Source organism: Draconibacterium sediminis (assembly GCF_000949475.1).
In the GTDB taxonomy this organism is placed as follows: domain Bacteria; phylum Bacteroidota; class Bacteroidia; order Bacteroidales; family Prolixibacteraceae; genus Draconibacterium; species Draconibacterium sediminis.
This window is the reverse complement of the sequence record NZ_JRHC01000001.1, coordinates 1,287,963-1,307,755: the sequence shown is the minus strand read 5'-3', so window position 1 is coordinate 1,307,755 and position 19,793 is coordinate 1,287,963. Positions and strand designations below refer to the sequence as shown.

Annotated in this window: 10 protein-coding genes; 3 read left to right on the top strand and 7 right to left on the bottom strand. The window is 42.0% G+C overall.

Annotation, left to right across the window (positions count from 1 at the left end; all coding sequences use genetic code 11):
- Positions 1-3: 3 nt before the first annotated feature.
- The gene (locus tag LH29_RS05390) at positions 4-1,227 is read left to right on the top strand and encodes a serine hydrolase domain-containing protein (protein ID WP_045026488.1); all 1,224 of its coding nucleotides are present in this window, start codon (positions 4-6) and stop codon (positions 1,225-1,227) included.
- 34 nt (positions 1,228-1,261) lie between these two features.
- Here LH29_RS05390 and LH29_RS05385 read toward each other — a convergent pair whose 3' ends face one another.
- Positions 1,262-1,720, bottom strand: coding sequence for a hypothetical protein (locus LH29_RS05385; protein WP_157493574.1), 459 nt, complete (start codon positions 1,718-1,720; stop codon positions 1,262-1,264).
- A 228-nt stretch (positions 1,721-1,948) separates the two neighbouring features.
- On the opposite strand from LH29_RS05385, the gene LH29_RS05380 reads away from it, so the two are divergent.
- Positions 1,949-2,257, top strand: a complete 309-nt coding sequence (locus LH29_RS05380) for a hypothetical protein (RefSeq protein WP_045026482.1) — start codon at positions 1,949-1,951, stop codon at positions 2,255-2,257.
- Between the two features lie 112 nt (positions 2,258-2,369).
- Here LH29_RS05380 and LH29_RS05375 read toward each other — a convergent pair whose 3' ends face one another.
- The 5 genes from LH29_RS05375 to LH29_RS05355 all read right to left on the bottom strand — a co-directional run bounded on the left by LH29_RS05375 (position 2,370) and on the right by LH29_RS05355 (position 18,421).
- Positions 2,370-9,458 carry a S8 family serine peptidase gene (locus tag LH29_RS05375; protein WP_045026480.1) on the bottom strand — a complete coding sequence of 2,363 codons (7,089 nt, stop codon included), beginning with the start codon at positions 9,456-9,458 and terminating at the stop codon, positions 2,370-2,372.
- 248 nt (positions 9,459-9,706) lie between these two features.
- Positions 9,707-11,320, bottom strand: a complete 1,614-nt coding sequence (locus tag LH29_RS05370) for a tetratricopeptide repeat protein (protein ID WP_045026470.1) — start codon at positions 11,318-11,320, stop codon at positions 9,707-9,709.
- A 216-nt stretch (positions 11,321-11,536) separates the two neighbouring features.
- A complete protein-coding gene (locus LH29_RS05365) occupies positions 11,537-15,415 on the bottom strand; it encodes a translocation/assembly module TamB domain-containing protein (RefSeq protein ID WP_045026460.1) in 3,879 nt (1,292 codons plus the stop codon).
- Positions 15,416-15,423: 8 nt separating this feature from the next.
- On the bottom strand, positions 15,424-17,229 hold the full coding sequence (gene bamA, locus LH29_RS05360) for an outer membrane protein assembly factor BamA (RefSeq protein WP_045026457.1): 1,806 nt from the start codon (positions 17,227-17,229) through the stop codon (positions 15,424-15,426).
- Positions 17,230-17,287: 58 nt separating this feature from the next.
- Positions 17,288-18,421, bottom strand: a complete 1,134-nt coding sequence (locus LH29_RS05355; RefSeq protein ID WP_045028764.1) for an App1 family protein — start codon at positions 18,419-18,421, stop codon at positions 17,288-17,290.
- 53 nt (positions 18,422-18,474) lie between these two features.
- On the opposite strand from LH29_RS05355, the gene LH29_RS05350 reads away from it, so the two are divergent.
- Positions 18,475-19,356, top strand: coding sequence for a diacylglycerol/lipid kinase family protein (locus tag LH29_RS05350; RefSeq protein ID WP_045026454.1), 882 nt, complete (start codon positions 18,475-18,477; stop codon positions 19,354-19,356).
- Between the two features lie 55 nt (positions 19,357-19,411).
- On the opposite strand, the gene LH29_RS05345 is transcribed toward LH29_RS05350, so the two are convergent.
- Positions 19,412-19,663, bottom strand: coding sequence for a DUF7218 family protein (locus LH29_RS05345; protein WP_045026451.1), 252 nt, complete (start codon positions 19,661-19,663; stop codon positions 19,412-19,414).
- Positions 19,664-19,793 lie beyond the last annotated feature (130 nt).

The window sequence follows — 19,793 nt, the reverse complement described above, 5'->3', positions numbered from 1 at the left end:
ACAATGAAAACCCTTTTTAAAGTACTAAAAATAGTCCTCCTATCGCCTCTTGTTCTGCTGGTAATTTTCCTGCTGGTGTTGTGTTTAAAATATTCGCCAACTTATGTTTATCGTTTGGCTATCATGAATGTGGCCGATGTTTACGATTATCAAAAATTTGAGAACCGAAAAATAGAAGGCTCTACAGACACTTTTGAGTTTGTTAAAATGATTGATGATGATTATGTGGAGAATTTATTTCAGGATAGAGTCGATCAATCGGGCTTTGATTCATTTGACGAATGGGCACAGAAATCGCAAACAACAGCACTGATTTACATCCGTAAAGACACCATTCTTTATGAAAAATATTTTAACGGATTTTCGCGCGAATCCTATTTCCATTCGCAATCGATGGCCAAATCGTTTATCTCCTTTTTAATCGGTGCAGCTATTGACGATGGCTTGATTACAAGTATCGATGATCCGATGACAAAATACATTCCCGAACTAAAGGAACGTGATCCTGATTTTGAGAAAATAACAATTAAAAATCTGCTTGAAATGCGTTCGGGATTAAAATATTTTACCGGTTATATTCCGGGCACTTACATTCATCTTCCGTGGCATGCCGAGGCGGTTGGATACTATCACCCCAATGTAAGAAAACTATTACTTAAGAAAGTTGAAATCGCCAGAGAACCCGGAAAATCGTTTCAATACAATAATTACAATACCAGTTATTTAGGATTGATTGTTGAACGGGTAACAAATAAAACCGTTTCGGAATACCTGGAAGAAAAATTGTGGTCGAAAATTATGGCGTACGATGCACTGTTTTCGATCGACAGTAAACGATCGGGCTTTGAATACATGCCCAGCCGGCTAATTGCACGTGCCATTGATTATGCGCGTTTTGGCAGGCTTTTCCTTTATAACGGCAACTGGAACGGCAAGCAGGTAATTTCCGAAAACTGGGTAACCGAATCTACCCGCGAGAAGAAAGATATTGCTCGTAACATTTATCCCGATTGGTTTGGTGGCGATAATTGTAAACATGTGTATTACACCTACCAGTGGTGGGGACACGCCAATTGCGATTCAACTTTTCAGTTTGTGGCTTCCGGCAACCTGGGACAAAATATTTATGTAATTCCACACAAGGAAATCATCATCGTTCACTGTGGCAATTCGCTGGAACACTACGGTGATTTTGATCTTTGGAATGTAGCCGACAAGTTAAAATAAACAAGCACAGCAATTTGGGCCCGTAACAGGCGTTTTATTTCTTCTCTTCAGGCAGGTATTGTTTAAAGCTCTCGTAAAACATTTCCTGCTGCTCGCGCGACAGGTTTTGTTCAAAACGGTAACTTTTGCCTGTTTTATCAAACAACACTTTCAGGTAGGTTACATTTCGGTTGTAGGCCGAGTAATCGGGCGATGTTGTAAGAGTTGAGTTGTTCCAGTTCTGAGTACGATAGCTCGATTGCGCTCCGGGAGAATTTATTACAACCGGAGATTTGTCAGGTACCAATGAAATGTCTCTACCGTAGAATTCGTAAATCACTTCTTTCCCGCCATCGGCAATGGGAACTGTTTTGGCAGGCTGCCCCAATCGGGCATATATTTCCATTTCACTCTTCCCGATCAAGGTAGACTTAAACACCTCATCGGTTAATTTCCCGGTGGTAGAACACGAAAACAAAAGAGCAAATAAAAAAATGACGGATGTGTGTTTCATGACTGGTAGCGTTTTTGGAAAACCATTTTTTATTATAAGTGAAATTACAAAAAAGTTGGAAAAACCAATACATTCATTCACCTACCAAACAACACATTCAGCCAGCCCTAAAGATCGATATAAACCAATTCACAAACCTGCTTGTTGAATTTATACTAACAGAAAAGATGATGTAAGAGTCCGCTTCGGGCAGGAAAAACCACCATCGGAACAAATAAAACAAAAGCTATGAGTGACAAGAAAAAAGGTACCGTGATGCAGTTTGTTCGCTTAAAAACAACATTGTCTGAAGAAGAATTGCTTCAGGTAGCACACGAAAGAGAACCGCAATTTAAAGCCCTCTCTGGCATTGTTCAAAAGTACTATGTAAAACTTGGAGCCCCCGGCGAATTTGGTGGTGTTTACATCTGGGATTCACATGAATCGCTGAATGAGTTTCGCCAATCAGAACTTGCCCAAACCATTGGCAAAGCCTACAAAGTTGTTGAACCCCCTTCGGTTGAAATTATCGATATCCTTTTTGAATTAAGAGACTAAATCAAAATATTCTAATCTGTTTTAGATATACCTCAAGCGAACCAGATTCAGAAATATTAAGCAAAAAAAAGCCGCCGGAAACCCCGGCGGCTTTAACAGCTACAGTTAACTATTACAATTTAATGAAGGTTTTACTCACAACATCATTGTCAGTAATAATTTGAATATGATAAGTTCCTGAGGTCAACCCAGAAACGTTGTATTCGAAAATGTCATTGTTCAACTCGTTTAGCAGTTTGCTGTAAACAACCGCTCCCTGGCTATTGAAAATACGCACGGTTTGTTTCCCGGTATTTTCCAATCCGCTGATATGTATAAGTTCAGTAGCCGGATTCGGATAAACATTTATTTCAGGTTTATCATTCAAATCGTCGATGTCAGTTACTGTACTGCCCGATTTCAGAACATCTACCTTAATTTCGTGGTAAACAGTGTTATTGTCTTCATCTTCCGTTACCAGGCTAACAAAATACTCGCCTTCAACATTCATATCCGGATCCATTTCTAGCACGATATCTTTTCCATTCAACCTTGCAGAAACAAAATCAGGACCTTCAGCAATGTAACTCTCTACAACTTCGGCCGATTTTGTTATGGTAACACCAAATACTTCTTCGTGCTGAGTTCCGGCCTCGATCACCATAGCATTCGGATTCCAAACATTTGGCACCCAGGTTTGCTTTCCGGGTTTGGTTGAAACGATGAAGCTGGTTTCAGCATTTTCGCCGTAGATATCGGTCGCAGTTATCCTCAGTACAGTTTCCGCGTGTTTCTCTACCGGAACAATAATAGCTTCCGAATTCATTGTGAAAATTTCAACCACACCATCAACATCAGTGGTTAATGTGTACGTTAACAAATCACCATCAGGATCGGCGAATAATTTCCCAAAGTTAAAGCGGTAATCGTAGTTCACATGCAATGTTTGATCGCTCAAATCAGTTACCACCACGGGGGCGCGGTTGGAATTTTCAACCCTTACTTCGCAAGAGTATTCTTTTGCTGCGCCATACTCGTCAGTAACCTTATAGGCAAGTGTGTATGTTCCCGCTGCAAAATGATCGGGAGATAAAGTCACTGTCAGCATTCCATTTGCGTAATTGCTTTCGGAGAATATAAGTGGTGCAGTTTCTTCAACTGAAGCAACTAAATCATTATCAGAATCGGTAACTGGAATTTCCAGCACTTTAACTTCTCCTTCTGCAATCGTTAAGGTATCAGGCAACTCAATAACAGGTGCCGAATTGATCCTTAACACTACCGGAACGTTAAGGTTCTTCTGTGTTGGATCGTTGTGAACAATGCTCATTCTTGCCTCGTACGAGCGGGCTTCAAACAATGAAGCATCCACAGTGATATTAACATCTTGCGTAGCGCCGGCAACAATTCCTCCCGTTCTTGGGTCAATAGTCAGCCACTGTCCCGGATGGGCAGAAAGCGCGTGTGTTTTGCAGGTATAAGTAAAAGGCAGCTCTTCCCAGGTTGTCGATCCGTCGTACGATATCCAGTATTTTCCTTCGGTACTTGGCGAGCCAAAATCGAAACCAAACAACGATTGCATCTCCATTGGGAAATCGATAACCACAAAGAACTGACTTCCCTGTTCGAAGTAGAATGATTGCGAAAGAGGAATGGTATACAAGCCAAACTCCGACTCGTCGGTAAAATACTCTTCGGAGTAGATCGTTTCGGCAGTGCTCAGGTCGTTTCCTTTCAGAATTCGGATCACGTATGGTGCGGTTGTTTCGCCACGTTTAAAGTAGTCTCTGATGTGCGTTAAAGTAAATCCTTCAGGTTGCGATACAGTAAACAAAGTAGCAGTGCTAACTTTTGCTTCGCCACCATTACCATATAGTCCCATTGGTTCGCCTGCCATATCATAGTTCAGCGAGTCGGCAAAAATTTCACCGGTTTGGCTTGCTTCGCTAATTCCATCGGTTCCCCAGCCCTGGCGCAGAATTCCCATTGTTATGGAATAATTCAACGCACTTTCAGTTCCCTGGTTAGCCAATTGAATAAGGAAATTGTTTTGCTCATTCTCGTTAACCACCAGTTTCATGGTATCGTTTTCGAGTGTTTCCAACAGGTCGTATGCAAATACCGGAGGAAGAACCGCATCGCCGGAAAGCGCAACGTTTAGTACAGTTCCATCTTCAAAAGTCAGTATCAGTTCAGCCGTATTGGCTTCCGCATTTTCAGCTGCAAAAATCACTTCAAAGGCAATTGTATCGAATGCCGGAACTTCAGCGTTAACAGCCAAATCGGTAGAGAATAACTCAGGATTTGCACCTGCAAATTCAACAGAAATTAATTTTGCCGGTTTGCTTCCGCTGTTGGCCAACAACAATGTTTCTGTTCCGCTTATCGGATTTGCTGACAAATAACTTACATCATTAAAAACAACTTCGTTGCGGTTGATTGTAACATTTGATTCACCTGTAACGGCAAGCGCCACATCAACAACTTTAGTTGAATTATTAACGTCGTTTGTAAGTATATTCACTTTTCCGGTGTAATCGCCCACCTCTAAACCTTCGGATGTGTATTGCAATTGAATGTTTTTTGATTCGCCTGCTGCAAGTGTTCCTGAAAGTGGCGGCTGAATTCTAATTGCTTTACCCTGGTAAGCAGCATGTCCGTACCTGTAATCTTCGTTCTCTGTTAAACCATAAATTCCGTGAGGTCCTTCAAATCCTACGCGGTAATATGGCAGGTAGATTTCGCCGGTTGTCTCCATGGCTTTGTACTGGAATTTGAGATCGCCATTTGGATACAAAACAGCCTGAAAAGTGAAATCACCACCATAACCACGGTAGTAGTAGCCAATGTGGTTCCACTGAAGTACAACATATTCGTCGGTTTCGTATATCAACAGATCCGATTCGTTGCTTAAAAAGGCTCCATTGCTCACCCAAAACGGAGCAACAACAGCATTTGCATAGCTTGAGCCGGCTGAACTGTTAGGAAGATCGTGTGGAGTGCTTCCGAAATACGCTCCTGGTGCCGGATCGAAACTAAACCATCCGTTTCGTGAAACAACAAGAGAAGTGTATTCATTTCCGAAATAAGGAAATTTGAATCCATCGAAGCTAAGCGTAGCATAACGCTGACTTGAATTTGTGAAGTTATCGGCCAAAGACGTTCCCGTCTCTGAAATCTCAATCCATTCGTAATCGGTATAATTGTACGAGTAGCCATATCCGTTATCAAAACCATCGGCTTCTGCTTTTTTACCATCGATGGTAATAAATCCCGGTGCCGAAACTGACCAGTTCAGGTCTTTTTCCGATCCGGTATTGCTAATAGTAATATTGGCCGATTTACCCAGATTATTGCCATAAGCCAGTGTATCCTTGCTAAAATCGCCTGCAAAATTGTATCCGGCTTCAGGCGAAGTACCTCCTGTTCCATTAAGGCTAACAATGTATGATTCAACTACTGAACCACTGCGTTCTGTTAGCAGATTGAAAACAATTTGATCGGTGAATGTTCCAACACTCTGAGGAGCAAAATCAACCGTAAAGGTTTTGCTGGTTCCCGGAGAAATTGACGAATATGCACTAACATATTCGCTGTTCGAGAACGGTGCCGATGGTTTGTCGAGCGTGTAATAAGCGCTTGCAGTTCCGGTGTTTGTAACCGTAAATGATTGTGCTGCAGTAATACCGCTGCCGGCAATAAAACTACCAAAGTCAAGCGAATTGGTGTCGATTGTAATTTCCGGATCGCCAAGAATTTCAACCTTGAAAGGAATACTTAAACGTTGATTTCCATCGTAATAAACAGTCATTGTTGTATTCGATGAATTTGTGGCTGAACGGTCGGTTAAATCAACAGTAAGATGAACGACTACACTGTCGTTGGCAAGAATAACACCACTTTCAGGAGTAATATTCTTTAGGTAACTATAGCCCGAAATATTGAAATTTGTAGGATAAGTTCCAACGTTATGAATAACAAGGGTGGTATCGATAATATCGCCTGATAAACGGGCGTTTTCGCCTAACCATTCCATTGGTGCAGTGGCTTCCAAAACCGGACCTTCAATAAAATTCGCCAGTACCGGAATTTGCAACTGACCATCGTCGCTGCCAATGGTTAATGCTCCCTGGTAATAAGCCACTGTATTTTGTGGTTTTGTTGTTAAAGTAACAACTGTTTTGTGTCCCGCTTTCAACTCCGGAATTGAAGTTGGATAAACGGTTACGTACTCGCTGTTCAATCCGCTCAGGTTAATGTTTTTCAGGTTTCCTTTGCCCTTGTTCATTAACTCCAGCTCAATTTTTTCTGTAGTTCCGAAAAACTGGGTGCCAAAATCAACTGCACTCAGGTTGGTTTCCAGCTTAGGTTCCTGTCCGCTTATATTAACTTTTACAAATTTCGATAAAGCTCCTTTTTTCGGATCATCGTGTCGCATCATCAGTTCAACCAGATGGGTACCATTATCGAAATAGTTACCGTTTACTTCAATGTCGATCTTTTGAACAGAATCAGGCTGAATGTCTCCGTTTCTTGGAGTAAATTTTACCAGATTGCTGTTGCGTACCGACTCGTATGCACGAATCATCAGGTATTTGCCAAACACAGAACCGATATCGGTCATGTAGTTTTGCTCGGGAGCTACACGGGCATAACTTTTCCCTTTTCGCAGGTAGCTGTATTCTGTTGCATTTTTAGCTCCAAGAGGCAAGTAAACACCTCTTGGCGCAGTTACGGTAACCCAGAAAATGTCGCCTTCGTTCACGGCCACATTTTTCGAAAGCGTAGTGTGGTACCAGCCTCCATCGCGGTAACCGGTTATATAACTTCCGCCTGATGCCACCGGTTCGCCTCCGGGGTATTCTTCACCTCCTACGTGAATAGAAAAATTAAACATCGATCCATCGTACATTTCGGTTGCGATATATGCTCCCACATGCGAAAGTTCCATATCATGATCTGCCACGAATTTGTTGGCATACATCCAGCTCTCGTAGGTAGTTTCCTGGGCATAACTTAAGTTTCCGGGGCCCACCATTTCATCAGGTGTACTTAAATCTTCATGGCTAACCGAGTCGGTAAAACTGTAAGTCGACGTTTCTTCGTTCCAGCTTGGGCTGGCATACATTCCAATACTAATTTGGCCACCGTCGCTTAATTCCTGCATGGCCAGGCGGAATCCGTATGTTGAAGGCAAAGTCTCTGCCGATTTTAACTCTAAAGTTTCGTAACCTTTAACTACCCAGTCATAACGCGAAAATGCCTCTCCTCTGTTACGGAAAGAATAATTATCGTAGCCCAGGTTACTTTCCTGAACATCGATATTTACTTCCAGTGTATCGTTCGAAAGCAATTCCACATCGGCAGCTTTCCAGGTTGTTGCTGTAAACAGTTCTGAAAGACCTGATAAATTGCCAAAACGGTCTTTGGCACGAACAGCTATTGTATAAGTTGTATTTGGCTCCAGGTTTTCGATATAAAACTGATCGAATGAATACCTGGCTGCTGAGTGGAAAGCACTGGCAGTTGCGGTTGATTTGAAGAAAGTAGTATCGGTGATTTCGCCGGGAGCAACCAAAATTTCGTAATCGGTGATGGTGATTCCCTGAATATTTTCTACGAGCATCCAACCAATGTGGAAAGTATTTTCATCAATGCTGTAAAATCCCCAGTCATCAATTGCCGGAACAACTCCGGGATTATCAACCAACGCGGCGTAGGCATCCAAACGTCCTTTTCCAAGGTAGCCTGTAAATGACGGATTCAGGTGATAAATATCTTTTGCAGTGCTTAACAAGCGTTCTGTGATTTCATCAGTAGTAATGTGATAGGCATATTTTGATGCAATAAGAGCAGCTACACCGGTAACGTGTGGCGAGGCCATTGATGTTCCCCCCCAGTGCGGACCACCGTAGCGGTTGCCCGGCAGTGTTGAATAAATCTGGTCGCCTGGAGCAGAAATATCAACCACCTCGCTAAAGTACGACGATGTTGATTTCATATCGTAGTGGTTGGTGTTGGCCACCGAAATTCCAAGATCATATTGTGATGGGTATGCAGCACGTGGTAAACCAATGTAGTCGCTGTAGCTATTGAAGTTACCTGCAGCAAAAATTGGAAGTCCGCCACCTTGTACCGGGCCGGTTGAATTACCGTTTTCGTCGATACCGGCGTTATCAATGTAATAGTTGATGGCATCCAGCATTACCTGGCTTGGAGCACCACCACCCCACGAGTTATTCGAAATGGTGGCACCATTATCGGCAGCATAAATAAACGCCTCTTCAAAACCACCTGCGTACTCATCAGTACCTCCCGGAACTGCACTAAACACCTGGCACGACATGATGCGAACACCATCGCCGTTGCCACTTCCACCGGCAACACCGGCAACACCTATACCGTTATTGTTTACCGCGGCAATAGTTCCTGCTACGTGTGTTCCGTGCTCGTGCGGAACAATGGTTGGAACCCCCATTACAAAGTTCCATCCATAAAAGTCATCGATGTAACCGTTGTTATCGTCATCAATTCCGTTTCCTGGAATTTCATCTTCGTTGGTCCACATGTTGGCTGCCAGATCTTCGTGCTGATAATCCACACCACCATCAATAACAGCCACCACTACATCCGGATTACCGGTTTCAAGTTTCCAGGCTTTAATCAGGTTAATATCAGCGCCCGGAGTACCGCCGCTTTGTCCAATATTTTCGTAATGCCACTGCGTATAAAGCAGCGGATCGTTGGGTTTTTCATCTAAAGTTCTTTCTGTTGCAGGTGAAGTTTCAACCATTTCACCACCCGACAAACTAAAGTAGTGGTTCTTTGATTCGGCTGATTCAATAGCATCCAGATCTCCGTATTTCGAAAGTGCATCGCTTAAATTTGTGGTGCTGTCGATATTGATCTCGTACCACAAATGCAAACCATATTTTCGTTGACGTTCGGCAAATTTTCCGGCTACACGAAAAACCGGCTTCATGCTTGTTGCGTTGTATTCTTTGTTCAGAATATTAAACCCGGGAATAGCAGTTTGAAGCGGGTTTAACTGGGAAACATCTGAGTGTCCCTCCATTTGAAGAGCAGCTTCCTGGGTTAGTTTTACCCGGATAACGCCTTTCACCGGACTGGCATCCGGCTCTTGCGCAAATAATTTTCCTGCTACAAGAAACAGCATCAGGAAAACAAAAGCAATTTTTTTAGAGATGTAGAAATTTCGCATTTTTAGAATTTTTATATTTTATGGAACACAAATATCAAATTCATGAGATATTATTATATAAGATGCTCCTTAGCTTGTGCACTACAACCTAAAAAACGACCATAACAATACCACTCACACGAAATTTACCACCTAATAACCAGCAGTTGCACGTTCACATAAAACACTAAACACATGACACTTACACGGCATAAACCTTCAATATCAAACGAAAAAGAAGTAAAAATTAAAAGAGAAAATAAGTTCGTTTACAGATTGGCGAGAAATGTGCTTAAATTAACATTGGTATTGGTAAGATTTAGCTTTTTTCGCAACCTCGACCGGGCAACTTCAACACTTTTTACACTTTGTTGCGACAGCTCGGCAATTTCTTTCGACGACATTCCGAGTCGCAGTAAAGCACACAATTTCTCTTCGGTTGGCGACAGATCAGGGAATCGTTCACGAATTTTTTCATAAAATCCTTCGTGCACCTGCTGATACCTGGTTTCAAACTCTTCCCACACCGAAGTGTTTAAACTTGCCTTTAACAACTTCTCCGAATCTTCAATTATGGCTTTCACTTCCGCCCTGGCCTTACCCCTGGCATCCGAAAGTTGTTTTATAACTTTTTGTAAGGTTTGGTTTTTCTCCACCAGGTAAAGTTCCTTCATTACAAGTTCTCTTTCGCGTAATTCCAGATCCTTTTCCAGTGTTTTCATGGCCAGATACGCACCTTTGTCTTTGCTTTTATTTAGCCTGAAATACAATACAAAAATGATAAGGCCAAGAAGCAGTCCCAGAATTATTATTCCGTATGTAAGTTTTACTCGAGCATTTTGGTTTTTGTATTGTTCCTGCTTTTTTTCAAACTCGTGCGTCATCTCAAGACGCGTAATTTCCTTAATGGTTTGCTCGTTAAAAATGCTATCCTGCCGGGTGGTATAATTTTTATAATAATCCAGTGCATCGGAAAAATTGCCTGCCGTTTGCTCAATCTCGTACAAGAGATAATAAGCTTCACTTTCCAGCACAAACGACTTTGTTTTTTCGGCAGCCTGTAGACTTTGTAATGCTTTTGTCAGCGCTTCGTCAATATTGTTTTTCTCATAATGATACTGGCCAATCTGCCGGTTTGCCCGCGATAATTCGATCATGTCGTCGAATTCCTCGCTAAATTTTACAGCCAGTTGCAGGGTTTGCAGTGCTTCTTCCTCAAGATTTAAGCGAAAATAATTCTCTGCCATCGAATTATAAATCGAAGCCAGCCGGTTTTGATAGTTGTATTTGGTCGCATTTTCAACCGCCATTTCAAAAAACGATTGTGCCTTTTTCAGCTCTCCCCGTTTTTCGCTGATAATTCCCATGCGGTTATAAAAAACATGCATTTGCGGGAGGTTCGACGAATCGCCCCGTGCCAGCAATTCGTTCTGTTTATCAAACAGTTCCTGGTATAAAATCCAGGCTTTGTCGTATTCTTCCAATTGCAAATGCACCCCGCAGATGTTATTGATCTGCCCAATCAACAGGTTATCTTCGCCGGTATTTTCATATATTTTTTTGCTTTCGAGAAAATGCTCCAAAGACCTGTCGTACCCGCCAATATGGTACAAAATAATGCCCATATTATTGTGCGCCTGTGCTGTTAACAACGGATCATCAAGTTCTTCAGAAGTAGTTAAAGCCTGTTGTGCATAACTCAAACTTTCGGAAAGGTTTTGGGCCCGGGTTTGTCGTGAAAGTTCGATGAGTAACTCGGTTCTGGTTGCATCATCGTCAGCCTGCTGAAGTTGCTGCAAAAGCGAACGAAAGCCGGTATTATTTTGTGCTTTGAGGGAAAACGAAAAAAGAAGTATTAACAGCAAGCATACAATTTTATTCATTTTATCTCTCTTCAGTTTTATCCGGTACTACACCTACGAATTCGTGGCAAATATAGTTATACTGTAGTTGTGTAACATCTGAAAAATCGTAATTTAACAAAAAACAAAACAGAAATAATATTAATCACCATTCTGTTATTAAACCACTTAGCACAGCCCCATTTTTAAAACTTAATCCTGAATTTGAAATTATGCGGGTAATCGCTGCTTCGTAAACTAATTCGAATTGAGTTTTATAATCACATCAAAACCACTTTCGCTCGACGAGTTATTTAGCTGAAGAAACAGGAACCGGAACAGTTCGTACTCCAGTTTTACTTCGTACTTTGAAAGATCTTTTTCATCGGTTTCGCCAAAGCGCTGTTCGTAGCTTACAAACAGGTCGTTGGTAATGTATTTGCCCACAACAACAGTGGCATTTTCAAAATCACCTTCACCTTTTAGCTCAATGTAGTCAACATCAAGTTTCTCGCCCAGTAACTCGGTTAATTGCGACGAAAGCAACGACATAGCTGCCGAACCTGCAATTTGCCCAGCTCCAGAAACATTCTCCTGTTGTGCAATGCTTAACTCGTTCATTGCCGTACCAAACAAAATATACGAAAGGGCATCACCTTCACTGATTTGGCTACCATCGAGTGTAAAGCTAATCTCCGGCTCACCGGCAGTTCCCGACACCCGGGCCGTTAGTTCCTGCTTTACTTTTTCGGGATTACGAAAAGCATACACTGCCTGAATATTCAGCCGCGGCACCAGTTCTTCTCCGCCCTGAAAAGTGATGCTTCCCTCATCAATTTTGAAGGTTTTTCCAAGAAGCTGATACTGTCCGCGCACCACATTAATACTTCCAAAAAGCTCGAAAAACTCAGGGTTTTTTATAACCTCCAGATCTCCGGAGACCTCCACATACAGCTCCTTGTTTCTTATCCATGTATTCTGTGGAATTTTAACAGAAAGCCGCCCGGTTAAGTTAGAAAGCGAACCAATACTGAGCGTATCATTTACAGAAATCGTATCGTTTACTGCCACGGATACAATTGTTGTGTCTTTTAGTTTTTGTATTTCGCGCATCAATACCGGTTCAGGTAATTCCGGTTTGGTAAACTGCCCGGTTAAATTCATAATTGCCGGCAAATAAATATTGGCTTCAGGTATTTCCAGATCGCCGTCAAAAACCATTTTCCCGCCCTCGGCCTTTAAACTGGCATCGCCTGACATTTCCATATTAAACTGCCGGTGATCTACCGGATTAAAGGAGTTGAAATGAATATTTATTTCAGATTGTTTGATTTTTCCGTTGTAAATGGCAGATCCAAAATCAACTGCACCGGTGGCTTTTAGATTTCCGTCGTCCGTTTTTATGAAAAACGAATCGAGCTGAGCCGCATTTTCCGAAAACTGAAGATCGAGTATAATGTTTTTGTATTCAATGCCGTATTTGGGAATTAAAATTTCAGCATTTTTCAGGCTTAGATTTCCATCCGGCTCAGGAGATTTTAAGGTACCGCCCAAATTTAGCTGCCCGTCTAAAAATCCTTCCACCTTTTCGGCCTCATCTAAAAACTGCATTGCCGACAAGGGAAAACGCTGCACAGTTACCCCACCACTAACCGCGGCATTTGAGTCTACTAAAAAGCTCATACTGTCAAACCTGGCCTCTAAAGGAATATTGGCTTTTATTTCAAGCATGCCTGTATCAAGCGGAACAACTTGTCCGTCAAAATTCAGACGGTCGTCTTTTAAGTTAAACGTTCCGCCAAAATCGGTAAATTTATAACCATAAACCAGGGCCTCATCAATTTCCAAACTTCCATTCAACTCCGGCAACGACGCTGTTCCGTTAAGTCTCGCTTCAGCATTTATTCTTCCGGAAATTTCGGCATTTACCCCAAAACTTTCCAGCAAGCCGGGAATATCCACATTGGCCACTTCAAACTCAAAATCTTCATCGCCGTGCTGCGAAAATACTCCACCGGCTTTTATGTACTGGGCTGAATCGGTATTATCGGAAACCATTTTCAGGTTACTTAGCCTGTATTCCAACGAATCCAGTTCGAGTACCGCAGGTGTTTCAGCCAGGTGCAGATGTTGGTTTTTAAAATCCAGATCCCATTCCGAAAGAGCAATCTTTATCACATTTCCAAGTGCGATTTCGGACTTCAGTTGTGTTTGAAGCTCGTTGCCATTTGCCTGCATCTCCAACTGCAATGAATCGATAAAATAATTGGCAGCGGCACGAATGCTATCCAACTCAAAACTTCCGGCTTTGAAACTTTCTAGCTGAGCAACTGCAGAAAAAGTGGTATCACCCGGAGTAAGTTGTCCGGTAGCATTCACCACAAGTTTTCCGGCTGAGATATCAGTAAATCCTGCTTTTTGTAATTCTACGTTTGCTGCCAACGACAAAGAGTCTTGTCTACCCGAAAGTTGGGCATTTACATTTCCCTTCCCGTAGACACTATCCAATGGTATAAAAGCTGAAAAATCCTCTAGATTTTCAAATTCTGCCACCAACTCAATAGCTGAACTTCCGGCTAAATTGTAATTCCCCGAAGCCGTTAAATGCAGCGATTCTGCGTTTGCCCAAAGCGAATCTATTACAATATTTTGTTGGCTGTAATTAACCTGCCCCATCATAGAATCCAATTGGTATCCGGCTAAAGAAGACTTACTCAGTTTCAAATTTGCACGGACCTGCAGTATCTCAGGATCAAAACCTTCACCACTCAAATCGGCTTTTAAGTTGATATCCGATTGTAAAGAATCGTTACCCAACAAAGGCGCCAGGTTCAAATTTTTTGTCACCAGCTGCATTTTGGATGTTGGACGCTCCAAAAGATCTTTTATTTCCGGCAGAACGGTAAGCGATCCAAAATTTCCTTTGGCATTGATCCTTCCCGAAAGATCTCCATGATTCATCCGGAGTTTCAGATTTATCCTTTTAACCGGCTTTTGCGCAAAGACACAATCCCTAAAATCTCCATCTACTTTTATATCTGCAGTTTTCGGATCTGTTCCGTTTCCATCAATTTTAAAGTTGCCGTTTATCGTATGATCCAACTCCGGGTTCCCAATCCAGTGTGCCAGATTAATATTTTCTATGTTCCCGGAAACGTTGTATTTCAGCCCTGTTTTATCACTACCATTGATAAACTGCAGTAGATTTTCGGAAAAAAGATCGAGGTTTAACTGCTGATTTTTATCCCGAACAGAAAGTGTTGCTTCAACGCCCTTTTGTGTAGAATTTGCCTTGAAACTAATTTCCGGTTGAGCAGGAAGAGTGAAATTTGGCAACAAAAACTCAAACTCATTAATGGTTATTGGGTTTGTTTGCATTTCAGCAAAAATTTCCTTCGTTTCATCACCGGAGTATTTAGCTGTTGCATCCAACCCATTTTGTGCTGTTTTTAAATGGAAGTCATTAAGCGAAATGTTTTCTTCAGTGCGTCGGGCGGCAAAACTTAATTCGCGTAAATCAAAATCAGGACTGTGAGTTTGCAAACCAAAGCGCTTTAAGTTTAGCGTTTGCTCTTTGGAGGAATAAGCGCCGTCTGCCTCCAGATTTATATTTCGCACTTCGTTGGGAATAAGCGAATCGAGCGCCTGAATTTGCATCCGGCCTGCGTTAATTTGGAAGTTGGATAAAAGCAATCGAAAATTACCGGATGCCGACGTAGTATCCGTTGAACTTTCAGTTTGTTCATTTACTAAAGAGTTGAAATTCCAGGTGGAGTCTTGGTGTTGCTGAAAGTTTACGTATGGTGCATTTATACTGGCCTTTGACAGTTGTAACTCACCTCGGGTTAGCGGCCACAAACTGTACGATGCAGCTACCGAATTGATGTATATAAAAGTATCTTCCCGGTACGTCCAGAGCACATCCTCCAATGATAAATTGGAGAAAAAGTTGCCGCTTATTTTACCAATCGTCAATTCCCCATTTACAACTTTCTCAGCCTGTTTTACAACCACTCGTGCGAGTTTGTTTTTTACCGGCTGTGTTTGAATCAGCAATCCGGAAAGGAGCAGTAAAATGATGATGCCGGCCAGCAGCCAAGCCATAACGAGCAATATTTTCCGAACTATACTTTTCATTCTTTTCCTTAAAATGCCTGTCCGACACTGATAAAAAACTGCGGGCTTTTTTTCTCGTTCCACAACGGAAATCCAACATCAAAACGCACCGGACCAATTGGCGTTTCAACACGCAATCCACCACCGGCTGCGTATGCCAGTTCGTTTATTTTGTAGCTAAACGCTTTCTCCCAAACATTACCTCCTTCAAAAAAGGCTACACCACTCAGGCGCCAAAAAAGCGGATATCGAAGCTCTGCATTTCCTTCCAAAATACTTTTACCGCCCAGGGGAGTTCCGCTTTCGCGTTTTGGCCCCAAATCCGAGCGGCTCCAACCACGGATTGAGTTGCTGCCTCCGGAATAAAAACGGTCTTCAACAGGAATAAAACCACTTTCGTCAGAGGAGTGAATCCCCCCGATCATGCCACGAAGTGCCAACACCAGATCATCAATTTTTTGATAGGTTCGAAAATCGCCCCAAAGACGCAGATAACTAAAATCGCCACCAAACTTATAACCGTTCAGCTTCATTCCCATCGACAGGTTAACACCTTGATCAGGCGAAAATTTCGGGCGCGCTGTTGAAAAAACCGAACTTAACAACACACCCGATTTATTGTAGAGATAGTTCTCATCTTCCGGATCGGGAAATTCAGGATCGCCCTCTTCTATTTGCTGTTTTACTTTCTCGTAATAATACGTGAGCGTTGCATCAAGCTCTTTGTTAAAACGATAGGTTAAAGGCAGGTTTAATCCATAGGTACGCGTTTGGTACCCCGGCTCTTTATTACTCCCCAGAAATGGATTGATGGAAACGCTTCCTTTTTTATCGAACACCTGTGGCTGCGTCCATTTCATACTCAGGTAATAAGGCTCAATTGCCGAATGTTTTGCGTAAATATTGATGCGCGGGGCGGTACCCAAAAATCCGAGATAAGTTAAATCGACAAAGGCACGGAATTTATCCTCGGTACCATAACCGGCACCAAACTCGGTGTTCAATCGTGGCGCTTCTTCAATGTATAGATTCACCGGAATCGGGTCGCGCAAAGTTGTTTTATCCTTTTGTGGAAGCACCGAAACCACACTAAAAAGCTGCAAGTGATACAAAGACTCGCGCGTTTTATCTAACAGCGATTTATTGTAATCTTCTCCTTCCCTGTAGTTAAACTGCTTCCGAATAAATTCCTCATCCACATGTTTATTTCCCTTTATGGTTGTGGCTCCAAAATGACTGACAGGCCCGGGATTTATTAGATAAGTAATCCCAACCAGCTGCTGTGTGGTATCGAGCTGAATTTCATAATCTACATCAACATAAGCATAACTCATGTCTAAAAAAATATTTCGGATTGCGGCAATGTCTACTTTCAAAGCCTCGTCGCTGAATCGTTTTGAATGGATTAAAGAAAGTTTTCGGATGTTTCGGCTGGCAATAGAATCAATGTTTATCTGAGGATTGGCTTTTTTCAATTTAAAAATTACCGTATCAATGGTGTATGGTTCGCCTTCGTTGATAATAAAATGGAGTTTTACAGTCTGTTTCTCATCGTTTACTTTTAGCGAATCAAGCACTACCCGCGCTTTCACAAAACCTTCGCTTTGATAGGTTTTTCTCAGGCGTTCCAAATCCAAATCCAGTAACTCGCGGCTAAACAACGAAGGATCGTTATCGGTTAACAATTTCTCCAGGTACGAAACCTCATCAACCACCATTTTATCGAGCAAATAGCTACTCTCCAACGATCGGTTTCCTTTGAAACTTATCTTTCTGATTTCGTAATTTTCCTGGGCTTGCAGACCGAAGCCAAACAGGTGCAGGATTAACGACATGAAGAATATGTTGACTATTTTTTTGATCATAATTATTGCGTGGCAAACATAAAACACCTTAATCGGTAAAACTGTTTTCGATAATTGGTTTAACTGCAGATTCGGCAATAAGATTTATACTTTGCGCATGCTGAGCTGCATTAATTGTATCGGGTGTAAAAACCATTTGCACATTCAATTCTTCCATTTCGGCAATCAGTTTTTTCATGTGCCGGTCTTTCTTTTTCCGCACCGTTCGAATATAAATGGCCTTAATACGCTGTGGAAATAAACGTGCCACGCGGGCATAAATATCGGGGTCGTGCTGTCCGTTATCGCCCACCAGCACAAACGACAGCCGGGGATAGGTTTTAAAAAGCCTGATTATTTTATCAAATTTATGCTCATGATTTCCGCCACCCTGTTTCCATAAATTTAAAAGCCCCGGATTAATTTCGCGAAGCAAATAAACGCCCTTCGGAAACTGGTTGTACGAACAAAAATCATCAATAAGGTCGTACAAATTCCATTCGCTGCTCGACAGGTAAAAAAACGGATTGTTGCTGTTTCCGCTGGCCCCCTTGTGCAGCGCCCGGTAAAAAGCTTCTACCCCCGGAAATGGTTTTCGGGTTCGCGAATTATGGGTAAGCATTAACCGCAACTTTCGCAATGTTTGTGTAGAATGGCTGATCATTATCGTATCGTCAATATCTGAAATCACACCAAATGCAGCATCTTTTCCCGGTATTAAAATTTCACCCGGTACCCTGGAATTATTTGTTTCAGGCCCTATCTGATCCATCAACTCGGCCTGGTAAGGAATCCATTTAGTTTTCCGTTCACCGTTCATTTCATTTAAGGGCATTGTTACTTTAAAAATACCGTTTTCTTCGGTTAATCGTTGCTTTTGCTCGTTTCCTAAATAAATTTTTATTCGTGCTCCGGGAATCTGATCACCCGAATACCGCTTTAACATGGCCAGTATATTTTCGCGCGATGAATTTTTCCCTTCAGGTTTTTCCAGTCCTTTATCTTCGTACAATGCCCCGGTAATGATGGCTTCGGCCGATGCGTACGAGCCAAATCCACGATAAGGAACAACCTGTGGAACGCCAAGCCAACCCAGTTTATTTTTTAGCCTGAACTTTTGCTTTTTCAGGAAACCTTTGTTTTTCCGCTCAAAATAATCGGTCATTTCATTTTTGTCTGTCATAGCTGTTTTCGGCACAGAATTTATACTATTTACGGGAAACAAATACATAAGATATGCCAGAAGAAAAGTTACTATTCGTGATAAATCCTATTTCGGGAGACATTGAAAAGGACGATTTACAGGACGAGATTCGCCGTTTTATGAAAGAACACGACCAGGCTGTTGAATTCTTTTATACCACCGGAGAAAATGACAAGCAAAAAATTAGTGCTAAAATCGAAAAGTTGCAGCCATCGACTGTAGTGGCCGTAGGTGGCGACGGCACTATCAACCTGGTAGCACAAACAGTGTTAAACCAACCCACAAAAATGGGTATACTCCCCATGGGCTCGGCAAACGGAATGGCATCGGAACTTAACCTGCCAACAGGCGTTGAAGAAAACCTGAAACTGATAACAAAAGGAAAATCGAAAAAGATTGATGTGCTGCAAATAAACGAAAAGTACATTTGCCTGCATTTAAGCGACATAGGCTTTAACGCGCAACTGATTAGCACCTACGAAAAAAGCGACAGCAGAGGATTATTGGGATATACCAAATCGTTTATCGAGGAGTTTGGAAATGCAGATCCGGCAGCCTTTGAAATTACTTTAGAAGACGCAACCGTATCGAAAAAAGCATTTATGGTGGTTTTGGCCAACGCCTCGAAATTTGGAACCGGCGCGGTTATCAATCCCGAAGGAAAACCTGATGACGGTTATTTTGAGTTGGTAATTCTTCGCCCGCAAAATGTTAGCGAATTTCTGGAGATGCTTGTACCTTTCTACACCCGCCAGATTCACACCCTTGATTTTGTTGATACTTACAAATGCAAAAAGGTAAAAATCAAAAATCCGGAGCTGCAGAACTTACAAATTGATGGGGAAATTATGGGTCAGCCACTACATGTAAATGTAGAAATTTTACCCCGCTGTGTGGAGATGATTATTCCGTAGACAAAATTTTTCATGGGCAGTTCATCGCCCTGCCTTGATAGTCAACCGATAGCTCTTAGTTATTCCGTAAGGCCTCAATTAACTCTTCTTTATTCATCTTACTTCGCCCTTTAATTCCCACTTGTTGGGCTTTTTCGTACAACTCTTGTTTTGTGCGTTCTTCGTATTTACTGCTTTTTCCGCCTTTTATTCCCGAATCCGGCGTATTGGCTATTCGTGCCGACTTTTGTTTGCTGTAGCCTTTGTCTCGTAAGGCTTCGTATTGTTCTTCGTTTTTCACTTGTGGAATATTGTTCTTTTTTGCCATAACTAATTTGTTTTGATTTAACCAACAAACAGAAAACACCTTGCCAGATTCAAGAAAAACCGGAAAACTGCATTGAAATCATATGCCTGTTTTTCACCAAACGTAATTGCATGTATGGCGAGCTTGTAGT

Bases quoted from the DNA above. Each gene is read 5' to 3' on its own strand.
- LH29_RS05380 (WP_045026482.1), top strand. From the start codon at position 1,949: ATGAGTGACAAGAAAAAAGGTACCGTGATGCAGTTTGTTCGCTTAAAA.
- LH29_RS05345 (WP_045026451.1), bottom strand. From the start codon at position 19,663: ATGGCAAAAAAGAACAATATTCCACAAGTGAAAAACGAAGAACAATAC.
- LH29_RS05350 (WP_045026454.1), top strand. From the start codon at position 18,475: ATGCCAGAAGAAAAGTTACTATTCGTGATAAATCCTATTTCGGGAGAC.
- LH29_RS05375 (WP_045026480.1), bottom strand. From the start codon at position 9,458: ATGCGAAATTTCTACATCTCTAAAAAAATTGCTTTTGTTTTCCTGATG.
- LH29_RS05355 (WP_045028764.1), bottom strand. From the start codon at position 18,421: ATGACAGACAAAAATGAAATGACCGATTATTTTGAGCGGAAAAACAAA.
- LH29_RS05370 (WP_045026470.1), bottom strand. From the start codon at position 11,320: ATGAATAAAATTGTATGCTTGCTGTTAATACTTCTTTTTTCGTTTTCC.
- LH29_RS05365 (WP_045026460.1), bottom strand. From the start codon at position 15,415: ATGAAAAGTATAGTTCGGAAAATATTGCTCGTTATGGCTTGGCTGCTG.
- LH29_RS05390 (WP_045026488.1), top strand. From the start codon at position 4: ATGAAAACCCTTTTTAAAGTACTAAAAATAGTCCTCCTATCGCCTCTT.
- LH29_RS05385 (WP_157493574.1), bottom strand. From the start codon at position 1,720: ATGAAACACACATCCGTCATTTTTTTATTTGCTCTTTTGTTTTCGTGT.
- bamA (WP_045026457.1), bottom strand. From the start codon at position 17,229: ATGTCGTTAATCCTGCACCTGTTTGGCTTCGGTCTGCAAGCCCAGGAA.